Below are 14,823 nucleotides of genomic sequence, written 5' to 3' on the forward strand. Positions count from 1 at the left end.
TCCGGGCGTAGAGACGCGACGTAGTCATTGGGCGCGATTGTTTCGACTCAATGACTGTTTCTACGGTTTGCTGAGCCGGGCCAGTCGCACTTTGGCCCTTCGGAGCGTTTCATGAATCCCTTTTCTGCGCGCCCTCTCTGGCAGAGGTTCGCCATTTTTCTCGTCCCGCTTATGGCGTCGAATATCCTGCAGGCGCTGTCAGGAACCGTGAACTCAATCTACGTAGGGCAGATGATTGGGGTGGAGGCGCTGGCCGCTATTGCGACCTACTTCCCGCTGATCTTTTTGCTGATGAGCTTCATGATCGGTCTCTCCGCTGGCGCGACCACGCTTATCGGTCAGGCTTGGGGCGCGAGGGATATTGCCAAGGTCAAGGTGATCGCTGGCTCTGCCTTTGCGGCGACGATTGTCTTCGGCCTTATTGTTGGTGTGTTGGGCGGAACCTTCGCTGAGCAGATCATGATGGCTTTGGGTGCGCCCGAGAATATCCGGGATATGGCGATTAGCTACGCGCGCATTTCGCTGTTTGGTATGCCGGCATTCTTCCTCTTTCTTGTGGCAACCTCGATCCTGCGGGGTGTGGGTGACACCATTACGCCGCTGCTCTCGCTGATCATGTCAATGGTGGTGAGCTTGCTTGTGACGCCAGCGCTGATCCTTGGTTGGGGTGGTTTACCCCAATTGGGTGTCACCGCTGCAGCGTGGGCAACCATTGCGGGCTTTGTGACCGTCCTGATTTTCCTCTTCGTCTATATGCGTGCGCGCAACATGCCGCTCGCGCCAGACCGTGACTTGCTGGCCGCCATCCTGCGTCCTGATTGGAAGCTCTTGCGCCTGACCTTGAAGCTGGGCATTCCGGCAGGTCTGCAGATGATCATCTCGTCCATTGCCGGGATTGTCGTCGTGGGCCTGGTCAACCGTTTCGGCTCAGATGCAACCGCCGCCTATGGCGCGCTGGGGCAGGTGATGAGCTATGTGCAGTTCCCGGCCATGTCAATTGGTATTGCGGCCTCGATCTTTGCCGCACAGGCTATTGGTGCGCGCAAACAAGATCAGCTTGGCCCTATCACCCGTACTGCGCTGATCATGAATCTGATCGTTACCGGTACGCTGGTTGTGCTGGCCTATCTCTTCAGTGAAGCTGTTGTGGCGCTGTTCCTGACCGATCCAGAAGTCGTTCAGCTGACGGAAGACCTACTCCGGGTCGTCCTGTGGAGCATTATCTGCTTTGGTGGCAGCGTTGTGTTCTCGGGCGTCATGCGCGCCAGCGGCACGGTCTATATGCCTATGGTGATTTCGCTGTTCTGTATCATTGGGATCGAGATCCCCGGAGCGATCTGGCTCAGCGGCACCGAACTGGGTCTGCGTGGGATTTGGATTGCTTACGCTGCGAGCTTTACGGCCATGCTGATCTTGCAGGCGGCCTGGTATCAGTTCGTCTGGAAGCGCAAAAAGATTGTGGCGCTCGTTTAGAGCGCCACATCAAAACTTCTGCTTAGGATTTGTTGCCCAGCGTGAGGCGGATGGCCCGCTTCCCGCCTGGGGCAAACACGTCGAGTTCGACGAAGGCCGGCGCCTGCGCCATGCGGCGGGTTCGAGCCGAGAGCGTCATCACCACACCGAGCAGGTCGCTCACAGAGCGCTTCTTGGGCAGCATGCGTTCCGTCATGCCCGAAAGTGCCTTATTGCGCACTTTCATATCAGGGGAGGCGAGCGGCGAGCGACCAATGAAACTGGCCAGTTCGACGAGAGCTTTACGGTCACTCATTGGGCTACTCCGTACACAAGCACCAATTTTGTTTCCTATAGGATGGGGCTCAAATGAGCTGATCATCCCGGTGGTATGGTTTGGCGGGAAGCCGCCACGTCGTTCGTTCATTAGCCTTGCATGGCCAGGCACTGCATATCCTGGCCCTTTAGGCGCTCGCACATAGCGTTGGCGGCACTGCGGTCACCAAAGCCGACGAAGCGGGCGCGGTAGAAGGTCTTGCCGTTCCGATCAAACGGTTCGACGAAGGAGCGGAAGTCGCCCAGAGAGCCAACCTTGCGGGCGGCATCAGAAAGCATGGTGCGTGCACCGTCTTCCGATGGACCTGCGCCGATCTGCACGATCCAGCCAGCGACTTGGGCAGAACCCGTCTGTGCCGAAGCTGTGTTGATTGGGTCGACGTTTGGCGTCTGGGTGTTCGAGCTGGTTGGGCCGATGCCGAGCGGTGCCGATGGCGCAGTCTGGCCAAGGGCCGATGGCGGCGCACCCAGCTTATAGGTGTCGCTCAGCCAAGCGCCGATCACGTCCGAATTGTAGTCCGGCACGCTTGGCGCTGCCAAAGCATTGGCTGCCTGTGCGGCTGGCACGAGGCCGAGGTCTGCAGGGGCAGGCGCTGGCATCGCAACTGCGACCGCGGGAGCTGGTGCCGATGCGACCGCAACGGCTGCCTGTGGCTGTGCTCCATTGGCGGCAACAAGTGCAGCGAGGCGGAACTCAGGCATTGGCGTTGGCATGGCGAAAGTTGCCTTGCGCTGCTGATTAGGCTGCGCCAGTGCGAACTGGGTGCTGCCCTGGCGGCCAGGCACTGGAACCATAGCGGTCTGCAAGTAGCCGCCGGAACGGCCCTTGTTGAAATAGGTGTTGACCAGCTGGCGGACCTTCTCGTCGCGCGATGCGGCAGAGTTGAAGCCGAAAGCGATAACGACAACGTGGCGATCATCCTTGCGGGCTGCGGTCATCAGGTTCGAGCCAGCCGCATTGATGAAGCCGGTCTTGATGCCGTCCACAGCGCCCATGTAACCGAGAACGCGGTTGTGGTTGCCGTAGGTGCGCTTGCCATAGGAGAACGAGCGGGTCTGGAAGAATTCGTAATAGTTCGGGAAGTGCTGGTAGACAGCAATCGCCAGAATAGCCTGATCGCGCACAGTGGTGACCTGACCGCCATCGGGAAGGCCCGAAGCGTTGCGATAGGTGGTGCTGCCCATGCCCAGAGCACGCGCGGTGGCGGTCATACGCTCAGCGAACTTGGCTTCAGTTCCCGAGATATGTTCCGCAATAACGCGCGACATGTCATTGGCCGACAGGGTGACGAGAGACTTGATGGCGTCTTCCACCGAAATAGTGGCGCCAGCGCGCAGGCCGAGCTTAGTCGGAACGGCCGCAGCAGCGTGACGGGACACGGTCATCTTGGAATTGAGCGAGAGATTGCCCGCCTGCAATTCTTGGAACAGGACGTAAAGCGTCATCACCTTCGCGACAGATGCCGGATAGCGACGAGAGTCAGCCTGATCTTCATATAGGATTTTGCCCGATTTCGCGTCGACCACGATACCGGCATATTTGCGTAGGTTTTCAATTGCATAGGTCGGCGCTGCAGCAGAGATGCTGACAGTTAGCGCAACGACAAAGGCAGCGGCTGCGCGAGCAATAATGCCGCGCCAAGGGGATTTTGCCAGGGAAGCCACCCGGTACTCCGTTTACTCACTCGGGCGAAAAATGCCCGTACGCAACACAACTAACGCGGCCGTCCAATCGGGGTTTGTCCCCCAAACCTGACTGAGCAGCCTTTTGTAAGCTACGGTGGGGCGGTTACGATTTCGTAAAATGCAAAGCTTTTTCACCGGCACTGTTGAATCAATGTCACGAGAGTTTTTCGGCAATGTGATGGGTGACGTGCCGCTTTGCTGTTTTGTCGCTTCAATGTGCGGCGAATTGAGCTATTCTATGGGCAAGTTTGAGCTGGGTTCTGCACTCTCGCCAGTTCGGGGTGGCCGAGCCCTTAACATGGGTCCATTCTTACCTACATAATGGGTCCAACCCGCTGCTTCGTTTTGTCTGGCGACAGTCTACTTTATGAAAACACTCTCTACGCAGATCCCTGTTTCCTTTTATTCCCAACGCTCTGCTGGGCCCGATGGGCCTTGGCTCGGGCCGAAGGATGATGGGGATGACCGATCGGGCGGAAACGACGCAGATTTCGAAACCGGGACGGTGACCAAAACGCGTCCCAAAACCAAGCGTCCGAACCTCTATCGGGTGCTGCTTCTCAACGACGACTACACGCCGATGGAATTCGTCGTTTCGGTGCTTCAGGACGTCTTCAACAAGTCACGAGAAGACGCCATGACCATCATGCTGCATGTTCACCAAAAGGGGGTCGGTGAGTGCGGCGTATATCCATACGAAGTGGCTGAAACCAAGGTCACTCGCGTCATGGATACGGCACGCAAAAACCAGCATCCGCTGCAATGCGTGATGGAAAAACAGTAGGAACATCATATGCCCTCATTTTCGCGCGGACTCGAAAAGGCCCTGCACCAGGCGATGAACCTTGCCCGTGAGCGCAACCATGAGTTCGCAACGCTTGAGCATCTGCTGCTGGCGTTGACCGACGATCGGGAAACCATCGCCGTTTTAACCGGCTGCGACGTCGATATTGATGCGCTTAAAAGCGACCTCGAAGATTTTATCAACGAAGAACTCGATAGCCTTGTCGTCCATAACGGCCAGGAAGCGCGCCCGACCGCTGCTTTTCAGCGCGTTATTCAGCGCGCGGTGATCCATGTTCAATCCTCCGGCCGCGAAGAGGTGACCGGTGCCAACGTGCTCGTGGCGATCTTCGCCGAGCGCGAAAGCCATGCTGCCTATTTCCTTGAGCAGCAGGACATGAGCCGCCTCGACGCCGTCAATTTCATCTCGCACGGCATCACCAAATCCGGCCCCAATGAAGATCGTCGCGTCAACGGCGCCGAAGATGGGGAAGGTGGCATCAACAACGCGCAGGAAGGCAAGAAGACTTCGGCGCTCGTCGAGTTCTGCGTCAACCTCAATGACAAGGCCAAGAAGGGCAAGATTGACCCCTTGATCGGCCGTGACGCTGAGCTGCGCCGCACCATTCAGGTTCTCTGCCGCCGCTCCAAGAACAACCCGCTTTATGTGGGCGACGCTGGCGTGGGTAAAACCGCCATCGCCGAAGGTCTCGCGCGCAAAATCGTCGAAGGCGATGTGCCTGACGTTCTCAAGGACGCCATCGTCTATTCGCTCGACATGGGCGCGCTGCTCGCTGGCACGCGCTATCGCGGTGACTTTGAAGAACGCCTCAAGCAGGTGATGAAGGAGCTCGAAAAGCAGCCGGAAGCCGTGTTGTTTATCGACGAAATCCACACCATGATCGGCGCTGGCGCCACTTCGGGCGGCGCGCTCGATGCGTCGAACCTCCTCAAGCCAGCTCTGGCTTCCGGGGCGATCCGCTGCATTGGCTCGACCACCTATAAGGAATATCGCCAGTTCTTCGAAAAGGACCGCGCGCTTGTCCGTCGCTTCCAAAAGATCGACGTCAACGAGCCAACCGTTCCTGATGCGATTGAAATCGTGAAGGGCCTGCGCCCTTACTTTGAAGAGTTCCACAAGCTCAAGTACACCGACGATGCCCTCAAGGCTGCCGTGGAGCTGAGCGCACGCTATATCAATGATCGCAAACTGCCCGATAAGGCCATCGACGTGATCGACGAAACCGGCGCCAGCCAAAAGCTGCTGCCCGAAGGCGAGCGCAAGGAAATCATCGACGTCGAAGACATCGAAGCAACCATCGCGACCATCGCCCGCATTCCGCCTAAGACCGTTTCCAAGTCTGACGCGGAACTGCTCTCTGGTCTCGAAAAGAGCCTCAAGACCGTGGTCTTCGGTCAGGACAATGCCATCACCGCGCTCTCGTCCGCCATTAAGCTGGCGCGTGCGGGCCTGCGTGAGCCTGAAAAGCCAATCGGCTCTTATCTCTTCACCGGCCCGACCGGCGTGGGTAAGACCGAGGTCGCCAAACAGCTGGCCGATACGCTTGGCGTCGAACTCCTGCGTTTCGACATGTCGGAATATATGGAGCGCCACACGGTCTCGCGCCTGATTGGTGCCCCTCCGGGCTATGTCGGCTTTGATCAGGGCGGCTTGCTCACAGACGGCGTGGATCAGCATCCGCATTGCGTTGTGCTGCTCGACGAAATCGAAAAGGCCCATCAGGACCTCTACAACATTCTGTTGCAGGTGATGGACCACGGCAAGCTCACGGACCACAACGGCAAGTCGGTCGACTTCCGCAATGTGATCCTGATCATGACCTCCAACGTTGGTGCGGCAGAACTCGCTCGTGCGCCGATCGGCTTTGGCCGCAAGCGCGAAGTGGGTGACGACGAGGAAGCGGTCAACCGCCAGTTCTCGCCAGAATTCCGCAACCGCTTGGACGCGATCATCTCGTTCGCGCCACTACCGCGCGAAACCGTGCGTCGTGTGGTCGAAAAGTTCGTGCTGCAGCTCGAAGGCCAGCTGGCCGAACGCGGCGTGACCATCGATTTGACCCCAGAAGCCGCCGATTGGCTGGCGGAACACGGCTATGACGAACGCATGGGCGCGCGCCCACTCGGTCGCGTCATTCAGGAGCATGTGAAGAAGCCTCTGGCTGATCAACTGCTGTTCGGCGAGCTGGTGAACGGCGGTTCTGTCACCGTGGCTGTGGTCGGTGAAGGCCGCGAAGCAAAGCTAGAGCTGGTGGCCGTGCCACCACGCCCCGCCAAGCCCAAAGCCCTACCCAAGCCAAAGAAGCCAAAGGCAACCGCGAGCAAGGACAGCTAATTTCCGCTGGATTTTAGTTGGTTGAACAAACAGAAGGCCCGGGGCAACCCGGGCCTTTTTGCATGTCACCAACGCACTGTTCATCTACCTCAGGTGGGGGCGGTCAATAGCGCATGGGCTATTTGGCTTGCCCGTGGGCCGTGCGGAGCAACTCTTGGCAGCGGGGCCACGAATGGTCGGGTGTGATCACACTCACCCAGCGCATTTTCGCGTAGACGGGGTGGGGGAAGAGCGTGTCGATTGCGGTGAGGTCGAAGCTCTCCGCAGGAGATGTTGATTTGTCGAAGCCGGGGAAGAGGCGCTCAAAGGTGTCTCTATCGGTTTGGATGTTGAGGCGGAATAGGCCTTGGCGATCGAGATTGGATTGATCGTCATAGGGCTGGTCGTGAGTGACCACCGTGGCAAAGGGAAAGTTTTGCTCCGTGCCCTTAAAAAAGAACACGTCTGCGGTTGTGTCATCAACCCGAACATCGGGCAGGGCGGCGACGTAATTGGCAATGTCCTCGATCGAAACGGGCATGATGGTCTCCTTGCGGATAGGAAGGCCCAGTATCGCAACAAGTTTGGCCATTTGGCGGCTCGTCTCTAGACGCAGAAGCCCGCGGAGACGACAAGGCTTGGTTATTATGTGATCTCAGTAGATGGCCCCACTCATTCCCCCCACGTAACCTCCCCGCAAGCGGGGGAGGAACAGACCGCGTTCGGTTGGGTGGGGGTAGATTCACTCCCGCTCTTCCAGCCCCACCGCACGCTTCTTTACCTCTCCCTCTGGGGGCTTCGAGCCGGCCGGAGGTAAAGTCATCCCTGCGGGATGATTTTAGGTGAGAAGGCCATGAGAGCTATGCGCGAATGGCTTGGTCGGCCAAAGGCCGGGTGAGGGGGCCCGCCTAGGGTCAGCCAAGTACAAAGCCCCCACTAACCTCCCCCGCAAGCGAGGGAGGGACGTATCGAGTGCGCTGGGCGTGCACAGTTCTCACCGGTCCATGCATTAGAGTTCAGTCGGCTGACGTAGCGTGTTCTCTCGGCCTACACTTTCTAACTCCTCCCCCTTTTAAGGGGGAGGTTGGGTGGGGGTAATTTCACTCCCGCTCTTCCACCCCGAGCGTGCGCCTCTTCACCTTTCCCTCTGGGGGCTTCGAGCTGGCCGGAGGTAAAATCATCCCCGTAGGATGATTTTAGGTGAGAAGGCCATGAGAGCTATGCTCGAATGGCTTGGTCGGCCAAAGGCCGGGTGAGGGGGCCTTTGTGGGACTAGTGTAGTAGAGAGCCCCGCCGAATTGTCTCAGCAAACGTGAGTTGGCATTCTCTCCCACCGTCATCACCCGGCTTGACCGGGTGATCCAGACCGGTCCGGCATCGCACTGGATTGCCCGATCAAGTCCGGCAATGACGTAAAGCAGGGGGGGGGCGTGACGCTGAGCAAATAACTGCCTGTCAGCGAGCTGGTGAACGGTGGTTCTGTCACCGTGGCTGTGGTGGGTGAAGGCCGCGAAGCAAAGCTAGAGCTGGTGGCTGTGCCCCCACGCCCCGCCAAGCCCAAAGCCCTGCCCAAGCCAAAGAAGCCAAAGGCAACGGCGAGCAAGGACAGCTAATATCCGCTGGATCTTAGCTGATCGAACAAACAGAAGGCCCGGGGCAACCCGGGCCTTTCTTGTTTTGGACAGGGTGGAGGTCGCAAGTTGTGCAAACTGGCTCCGACCGAGGAACGAAAACAACAGGGCGCGTCCAGCTAGATTAGGCATTGGTCACTAATATATGAGTGTGCCTGGTTAGCTTCGGTAGTGCGCGAGTTCTGTCGCCTATTTGCCTATGTGTGGCCGAGGTTGGATGTTACTTTTCTGACAAATATAATGTTTTTTTACAATCTGAATTTTCCGCGATTTTTGTGGATAATATTCCACTCGTCGCGCGTGCAGGGAGAAATTCCGGCGTTCTAGGTTCTAATTCTTTTGTCACTTCGTTAGATTTGAACGAATTCTATCGTTTGGTTTTTTTATGAATAAGTACCTTTGCGCATTCGCATTTCTCGGTGTTGCCTCAGGCTCCGCACAAGCTTTCGATGCGGTCCCATCTGATCCACAATCTCATTCGGTAATTGACTGGTCTGGCGCATATCTTGGCGCACAAGTCGGTCACTCTTGGGGGATTTCGCACCAGCAGTATGAACCGAATAAGCGCGACTATTCTGATCCTAATCCGAAGGGCCTAATGGGCGGCCTTTATTTGGGATACGACTATCAGCTCGATAATTCGCTCGTTTTGGGTTTGGACGCTGACATCAGTTGGACGGGCGCTGAAGGAAATTCGCTGTTCTACTTCTCCGATGGCACGCCCTACACCGATGAATTTAATTCAAACTTGTCGGTGAAGTGGACCGGTGCGGTCCGTGCTCGTGTCGGTTACGCAATGGGGCAGTTCTTATCATATGTTGCAGCAGGCCCATCGATAGCGTCAGCCAATTATACTTATACCTTCCGCGGAGGGGTCGTGGAAAACTTCGAGGCAATCTACAAAGGTTGGACTGCTGGTGTTGGGGTCGACTACTCCTTCACCGAGAACCTCGTTGGCCGTCTCGAGTACAGGCATTCGGATTATGGCAACGTGCTCAACACCGACTCCGAAAATCGCGTATCGTTGAAATCCAACTCGGTGCAGCTTGGACTTTCTTACAAGTTCTGACGATTAGTCACGCTCGACCGCGAACTGTTGGAAATGGACATAAAACAAAGTGCCCATTTCCCTGCGCTTATTAACGTCTCCATAAAAGTGCGCGCCACTCCGACCCCGCCTTGTCTGCTGAACCAGCGATCCAAGCATGCGCTGCCAGCCTCAACCGTCCCCGCAGAAGCTACCTGAACGTCTCAGTTGTGCCCTCTTCGACCGCCGGCCACTCTAGGCCTTGAGCCGTCGGCACCGACCTAATCGCATTCGTAAGCGCGGAAAGCACGGGTCCGGTTCGCCTAGCGCACACAGCTCTCACTGCGCCCGCTCCTTAGAGCGCACTGCTGATGAGGCGCGTACTTTCATCCCACACACTTCCTTCTCCTCCCGCTTTTCAGGGAGAAGTTGGGTGGGGGTAACTTCACTCCCGCTCTTCCAGCCCGAGCGTGCGCCTCTTCACCTCTCCCTCTGGGGGCTTCGAGCTGGCCGGAGGTAAAATCATCCCTGTGGGATGATTTTAGGTGTGAAGGCCATGAGAGCTATGCCCGAATGGCTTGGTCGGCCAAAAGCCGGGTGAGGGGGCCTTTGTGGGACTAGTGTAGTGCAGAGCCCCGCCGAATTGTCCCAGCAAGCGTGAGTTGGCATTCTCTCCACCGTCATCACCCGGCTTGACCGGGTGATCCAGACCGTTCCGGCATCGCACTGGATTGCCCGATCAAGTCCGGCAATGACGGGAAAGCCGGAGGGCGTGACGCAGGAAATCATCTCCCGCTCAGAAACACCTCCACCGAAACCTCCGCCCCATCTCTCCCACTCCCACCAGCCGTCACCCTAGGCCTTGAGCCGAGGGGCCTCCACTTGACTAAGCTGTTATGGAAACATTGCGCTCGCCACGCGAACTCCAGCCCGCCCAGATATCACCAAGTGCAACGCCCTCGGCTCAGGGCCGAGGGTGACGCTCAGTGGGTGGCGATGGAACTAGATTGCTAGGCAATGGCAGCTCTCACTCCTCCCCCTTTCCAGGGGGAGGTTGGGTGGGGGTTGTTCTTTAAAGAGCCTGCCCCTCGCCCTTAGCTGCTCGTCACTATTGTGGCGACATGGGGCAGAAATTTTCTCCCAGCATCGGAATTAAAGAGTCGAGTTCAGGCGGAGGGGTTTAGAGGGCGTGCTGAAAGGTTTTGGATTTTGTAATAACTTGAAATCTTGTTGATAATTGATTTGGCATTTGATGTGAAATTTGTGTTTTAAGGGGTTGTACTTATGGGGTAGTTGCTTGTCTGGTTTGTGCTTAGTTGTTTACTGTTAAGATTTTCCGGTTTCCGTTGGTGTTCTTGATAAGGTGCGGATATGTACCGAATTCAATATTCTTAACTATGTTCAAAAGGAGGGGGCGATGCTTGAATGGTTGCTGACGTATGTCATTATCGGTTTGGAGCAAGTCCCTGCGATTGTGCAAGTAATATTCTGGGGTACGGGCAGTGTTCTGGCGATATTGACCTATAGGCGCGCCCGAAAAACTCTACTTCAACCGGCGAAAACAGAGGTGTTCAAGTTACAGGTTCAGAAGTTGCAGCATCTTTTAGATTTCCTAAGTTGGAATGGACAAGTTGAGGCTTGGGAGAAGTCTGGGCTTGAAGAGAGCTTTGCAATAAACGCCCACGATTTGATCGATCGTTATGCAGACAGCAAGGGGCTAAAGAGAGAGGGAGGCACTCCACGCATAAAGCCCCACTCAAGTTTGGTGAGCGTTGGGTCACTAGACGATAACTTTGCTCTGATCGAACCGGGTGAGCGCGAATTTAGCAGATTAGCTGGTACGCCAAAGGCGATCGATTGGAGCGACTACACACCATGGGCGCTGCATATGGGGCCTACTTTGCATGCAACATTTGAACAGATTAGAAGGTTTAGAGCCGATCCAGTAATTCCGACGTTTGTTGCGAATGCGTTGGAGCAGATCGAGAGCGATCTCCATTCTGCAATGGTGGCATTCGGACCCACTATGAAAAGTTGTGCAGCGCTAATGGCAAAGCATTATCTTGAGACAGATGATGTGAAGTTGGCTTCGTGGAGTTGGCTCCCTAATCAGCATCCTGCCGAAGCGAAGTATGACTTTTATGAAAAAATCGTCGAATTGCGGTTAGAGATACGGAGCTATTTGAAGTCAGATCAAATGTTTGACTTGTAGAATGTGCTTCAAAAATTTGCTGTTTGATCAAAAATAGTCGGAACGATTTGAATGGTTTGCGTTTAGAGGATCTTCCTCCATGTTCCATGTGTGTGGTTTTAGCAAGCTATTGAATGCTATCTCTTTTAAGTAGTCGGGGCGGCGCCACTCCCCGACACCGCCGCCAGTGTTTCCTACTTCCCCAAATACGGCTTCATGAACGCCAGTGTGCTTTCCAGCATTTCATGCAGCGTCGTGGTGTCGGTGAATACATTAAAACTGTGGTCCATGTCGCGGACGAAGTGTTCTTCGTCGCCCTCGTGCGCGTCGATGAACAGCTGACCGCCACCATAGGCGACCGCTTCGTCTTTGGTGCCCTCGGCCACGAAGAGCGCGCCCTTATAAGCTGCGATTTCTTCGGTCGGCTTGGTGGTGGCGATCTCTTCAAAATAGCCCTGTTTCAAAAACAGCGAGAAACCCCATGGCATGGGGAGTTCGAGCGGCGTGTCGCCGGTCGTCAGGCCCGCTTGCACCTTTTCAGGGGTGAGGAGCGTGTCAAAAGTCTGTTTCGGGTCCGCAACGGCGGCCCAGAGCGCTGTGACTTTTGGGACATTGCTGCGGCCCGCAACGGCAGAGGCGACGAGGCCGCCTTGGCTCCAACCGATGATGCCGATGTTGTCGGCGTCTACGGTGTCGAGCGTCTTGACGAAATCCAGAGCGGCGAGGCCATCGGCGATCTGGCCGGAATAGGTGGTGTCAGGGAATTCGCCATCGCTTTCGCCCGAATTCCGGAAGTCGATGCGCAGGCTCGCGATCCCCTCGGCGGCGAGCTTGTCGGCGGTATAGGTGAAAATGCCCTTGCCCACGGATGGGATTTCCAGCTCATCGCGGGAGCCGCCAAAGCCGTGGAACAGCAGAACCACAGGGGCAGGGTCGCCCTCGGGGGTGACGAGTGTGCCGACGACTTTCATGCCGTCGACCTCATATGAAACAATTTTAGTTTCCGGCGCGGCGAAAGCGGTGCTGGTGAGCAGCAGGGCTAGGCCAAAGCCGAGTGCAATGCGTGATGCCATTTGCGTTCCCTCCGGGCCGGACTTTCCGGCCCTACAAGGAGGATAGTCACCAAATTCGCGGCCGCGCAATGGCTCGTCTACCTCCGCAGCGCAGACACTGCCTGGTGCTGACTGAGAAAAACCTTGCCCGAAAGATCACGCAGAAAATCGGTGGATTTGAGCTTGTCCATAACCGGACCTTTCACCTCAGAGAGGTGCAAGTGAACACCCTGAGTGTCGAGGCGATGTTGGATCGCTTCGAGGCTTTCGAGGGCCGATAGGTCGATGAAATTCACCGCCGAACACATCAGCACCACATGTTTTACCCGCTCATTGCCCGCGACCTGATCGGTGATCAAATCCTCCAAGAAGCGCGCATTGGCGAAATAGAGGCTTTCGTCGACGCGGATGGAGAGGATTTCTGGATGCGTTTCCACCGTGTGACGCTTGATATTGCGGAAATGCTCGGTGCCGGGCACTTGGCCGACCACAGCGGCGTGGGGCTTTGACGAACGGTAGAGAAAGATCAGGATTGAAGTGCCGATGCCCAGAGCGATGCCGGTTTCAACGCCGAGCAGAAGCGTTCCGATCAGCGTAATGGCGACAGCCGCAAAATCGGCCTTGGAATAGGCCCAGGCGCGTTTGAATACTGAGAAATCGACCAAGGTCAGGACGGCAATGACAATGGTCGCCGCCAGTGTTGCCTTGGGCAGTAGGGCCAGGAAGGGCGTCAGCATGAGCGTTGCGAGAGCAATGCCGATGGCCGTGAATGCACCCGCAGCGGGGGTGGCCGCGCCCGCATCAAAATTGACAACGGATCGCGCAAAGCCGCCGGTCACCGGATAGCCGCCACCAATGCCTGCCGCCACATTGGCCATGCCGAGGCCAATCAATTCTTGATTGGGCGAGATGCGCTCGCGGCGCTTAGCGGCCAGCGTTTGGGCGACGGAGATGGTTTCGACAAACCCAACAATGGAAATGATCAGCGCTGGAACCAGCAGCTGTTGCACTGTGTCGAGCGAGACGCTCGGTAGCGACAGCATGGGTAGGCCTTGCGGCACATCGCCGACTAGGGCGACGCCCTTAGCGCCGAGATCGAAAATCACCGATAGCGCCATAGTCAGAAAGACGACAAACACCGGACCGGCGCGGACGATGACGTTTGCCACTCCCTTCGGCACATGGAGCCGCTTCAACCATTTTTTGAGATCGAAGCGGATCCAGAGCAAGAGCCCGAGCGAAAGCGCGCCGATGCCAAGGGTATAGAGATTGATCGCGCCAATGCGGTTCGCAATGGAGCTGAACAAGCCGGGCAGGGCGTGTCCACTGGTCGAAATGCCCAGAAGGCCGCCAAGCTGACTGGTCGCGATAATCAGGCCCGAGGCGGTGATGAAGCCCGAAATCACCGGATGGGACAAAAAGTTCGCCAGAAAGCCAAGGCGCAATAGCCCCATGAGCGTCAGCATCGCGCCAGACATCAGCGCTAGCATGATGGCGGCGCTCGCATAATCAGCCGTGCCTTCCGCCGCGACGCGGCCAACGGCGGTTGCCGTCATTAGCGAGATCACCGCGACAGGCCCAACCGCCAGCGCCGAGGAGGTGCCGAAAATCGCATAGGCGATCAGTGGCAGGATCGAGGCATAAAGACCAACCTCCGGCGGGAGCCCCGCCAGCAGCGCATAGGCCAGCGACTGCGGAATGAGCATGATCGTGACGATCACCGCCGCGAGCACATCGCTGGTCAGGGTCTGGCGATTATATTTTCTACCCCAGTCAAGAATGGGGAGGTAGGATTGGAGGCGCACGCTGGGCTCCTGGCTGTTCAATCTGGCCCAGAGGCCGCAGAAATTTTCGCGCGCTGGCGGGCCGAATGGAAGCCGACGTCTGGTGACAGAGCGTGTGGCCCGGTTTTCCGGCTCTCTCGCGCATCATTTTCATTCGTATATACGCAATATCTAATATATATCAAGCCTATTGTTGCGCCTTTTGGGCGGGACATGCCTTTGCCGCGCCACGCGTGGCGCCCAAAAGTGCCAGCGAAGTGCCAATGATATGCCCATCGGCGCCACAGATGTTGAAAAGCTTTGAGAATTTTCTAGAGGCCGCTTTACAGGGGCAAATCACGCCCCTATACAGAGCCCACGTTGCGCCGAACGAGAGTTCGCAAGCGCTGCGGGAGTAGCTCAGTTGGTTAGAGCGCCGGCCTGTCACGCCGGAGGTCGCGGGTTCGAGCCCCGTCTCTCGCGCCACCTTTCCCCTTCACATTGCTGAAAAATTTGGAATGGTAGCGCACGGCTCGATAGCCTGTTCCCACTTTCATTGCTGACGCGTTC

Annotated in this window: 11 protein-coding genes and 1 tRNA gene; 7 read left to right on the plus strand and 5 right to left on the minus strand. The window is 56.9% G+C overall.

Translation table 11 applies throughout. The annotated features are described in order from the left end of the window. Nucleotides 1-111 precede the first annotated feature (111 nt). Nucleotides 112-1,473, plus strand: coding sequence for an MATE family efflux transporter (locus tag JHL21_RS00250; RefSeq protein ID WP_200211175.1), 1,362 nt, complete (start codon nt 112-114; stop codon nt 1,471-1,473). 22 nt (nt 1,474-1,495) lie between these two features. Here the strand turns inward: JHL21_RS00250 and JHL21_RS00255 are convergent, their stop codons facing one another. Together JHL21_RS00255 and JHL21_RS00260 are read right to left on the minus strand one after the other, a co-directional pair. Continuing rightward, the gene (locus JHL21_RS00255; RefSeq protein WP_200211176.1) at nt 1,496-1,768 is read right to left on the minus strand and encodes a hypothetical protein; all 273 of its coding nucleotides are present in this window, start codon (nt 1,766-1,768) and stop codon (nt 1,496-1,498) included. 110 nt (nt 1,769-1,878) lie between these two features. Continuing rightward, nucleotides 1,879-3,453: a D-alanyl-D-alanine carboxypeptidase gene (locus JHL21_RS00260; protein WP_200211177.1), complete on the minus strand. Its 1,575-nt coding sequence runs from the start codon at nt 3,451-3,453 to the stop codon at nt 1,879-1,881. A 388-nt stretch (nt 3,454-3,841) separates the two neighbouring features. Between JHL21_RS00260 and clpS the strand changes: the two genes are divergently transcribed. Then, nucleotides 3,842-4,258 (plus strand): ATP-dependent Clp protease adapter ClpS, encoded by a 417-nt coding sequence (gene clpS, locus JHL21_RS00265; RefSeq protein WP_169193783.1) that lies wholly within the window; start codon nt 3,842-3,844, stop codon nt 4,256-4,258. Between the two features lie 9 nt (nt 4,259-4,267). Further along, nucleotides 4,268-6,610, plus strand: coding sequence for an ATP-dependent Clp protease ATP-binding subunit ClpA (clpA, locus tag JHL21_RS00270; RefSeq protein ID WP_182395818.1), 2,343 nt, complete (start codon nt 4,268-4,270; stop codon nt 6,608-6,610). A 118-nt stretch (nt 6,611-6,728) separates the two neighbouring features. Here clpA and JHL21_RS00275 read toward each other — a convergent pair whose 3' ends face one another. Beyond that, on the minus strand, nt 6,729-7,181 hold the full coding sequence (locus tag JHL21_RS00275; protein ID WP_200211179.1) for a DUF6194 family protein: 453 nt from the start codon (nt 7,179-7,181) through the stop codon (nt 6,729-6,731). Between the two features lie 874 nt (nt 7,182-8,055). On the opposite strand from JHL21_RS00275, the gene JHL21_RS00280 reads away from it, so the two are divergent. From JHL21_RS00280 to JHL21_RS00290, 3 genes are all read left to right on the plus strand, one after another. Beyond that, the gene (locus tag JHL21_RS00280) at nt 8,056-8,202 is read left to right on the plus strand and encodes a hypothetical protein (RefSeq protein WP_200211181.1); all 147 of its coding nucleotides are present in this window, start codon (nt 8,056-8,058) and stop codon (nt 8,200-8,202) included. Nucleotides 8,203-8,605: 403 nt separating this feature from the next. Further along, nucleotides 8,606-9,289 carry an outer membrane protein gene (locus JHL21_RS00285; RefSeq protein ID WP_200211183.1) on the plus strand — a complete coding sequence of 228 codons (684 nt, stop codon included), beginning with the start codon at nt 8,606-8,608 and terminating at the stop codon, nt 9,287-9,289. Between the two features lie 1,375 nt (nt 9,290-10,664). Continuing rightward, complete coding sequence (locus JHL21_RS00290; protein ID WP_200211184.1) at nt 10,665-11,459, plus strand: hypothetical protein; 795 nt, start codon at nt 10,665-10,667, stop codon at nt 11,457-11,459. A 173-nt stretch (nt 11,460-11,632) separates the two neighbouring features. Here the strand turns inward: JHL21_RS00290 and JHL21_RS00295 are convergent, their stop codons facing one another. Together JHL21_RS00295 and JHL21_RS00300 are read right to left on the minus strand one after the other, a co-directional pair. Further along, complete coding sequence (locus tag JHL21_RS00295) at nt 11,633-12,511, minus strand: S9 family peptidase (protein ID WP_200211185.1); 879 nt, start codon at nt 12,509-12,511, stop codon at nt 11,633-11,635. A 77-nt stretch (nt 12,512-12,588) separates the two neighbouring features. After that, nucleotides 12,589-14,295, minus strand: a complete 1,707-nt coding sequence (locus JHL21_RS00300; RefSeq protein WP_200211186.1) for a sulfate permease — start codon at nt 14,293-14,295, stop codon at nt 12,589-12,591. A 367-nt stretch (nt 14,296-14,662) separates the two neighbouring features. Here JHL21_RS00300 and JHL21_RS00305 point away from each other — a divergent pair. Continuing rightward, nucleotides 14,663-14,739: transfer RNA gene (locus tag JHL21_RS00305), tRNA-Asp, on the plus strand. Nucleotides 14,740-14,823: the final 84 nt, after the last annotated feature.

This window comes from Devosia sp. WQ 349K1 (assembly GCF_016595685.1).
GTDB lineage: Bacteria > Pseudomonadota > Alphaproteobacteria > Rhizobiales > Devosiaceae > Devosia.

Excerpts from the sequence above, each read along its gene's own strand:
- clpS (WP_169193783.1), top strand. The coding sequence starts at position 3,842 with ATGAAAACACTCTCTACGCAGATCCCTGTTTCCTTTTATTCCCAACGC.
- JHL21_RS00250 (WP_200211175.1), top strand. The coding sequence starts at position 112 with ATGAATCCCTTTTCTGCGCGCCCTCTCTGGCAGAGGTTCGCCATTTTT.
- JHL21_RS00290 (WP_200211184.1), top strand. The coding sequence starts at position 10,665 with ATGCTTGAATGGTTGCTGACGTATGTCATTATCGGTTTGGAGCAAGTC.
- clpA (WP_182395818.1), top strand. The coding sequence starts at position 4,268 with ATGCCCTCATTTTCGCGCGGACTCGAAAAGGCCCTGCACCAGGCGATG.
- JHL21_RS00285 (WP_200211183.1), top strand. The coding sequence starts at position 8,606 with ATGAATAAGTACCTTTGCGCATTCGCATTTCTCGGTGTTGCCTCAGGC.
- JHL21_RS00255 (WP_200211176.1), bottom strand. The coding sequence starts at position 1,768 with ATGAGTGACCGTAAAGCTCTCGTCGAACTGGCCAGTTTCATTGGTCGC.
- JHL21_RS00275 (WP_200211179.1), bottom strand. The coding sequence starts at position 7,181 with ATGGCCAAACTTGTTGCGATACTGGGCCTTCCTATCCGCAAGGAGACC.
- JHL21_RS00295 (WP_200211185.1), bottom strand. The coding sequence starts at position 12,511 with ATGGCATCACGCATTGCACTCGGCTTTGGCCTAGCCCTGCTGCTCACC.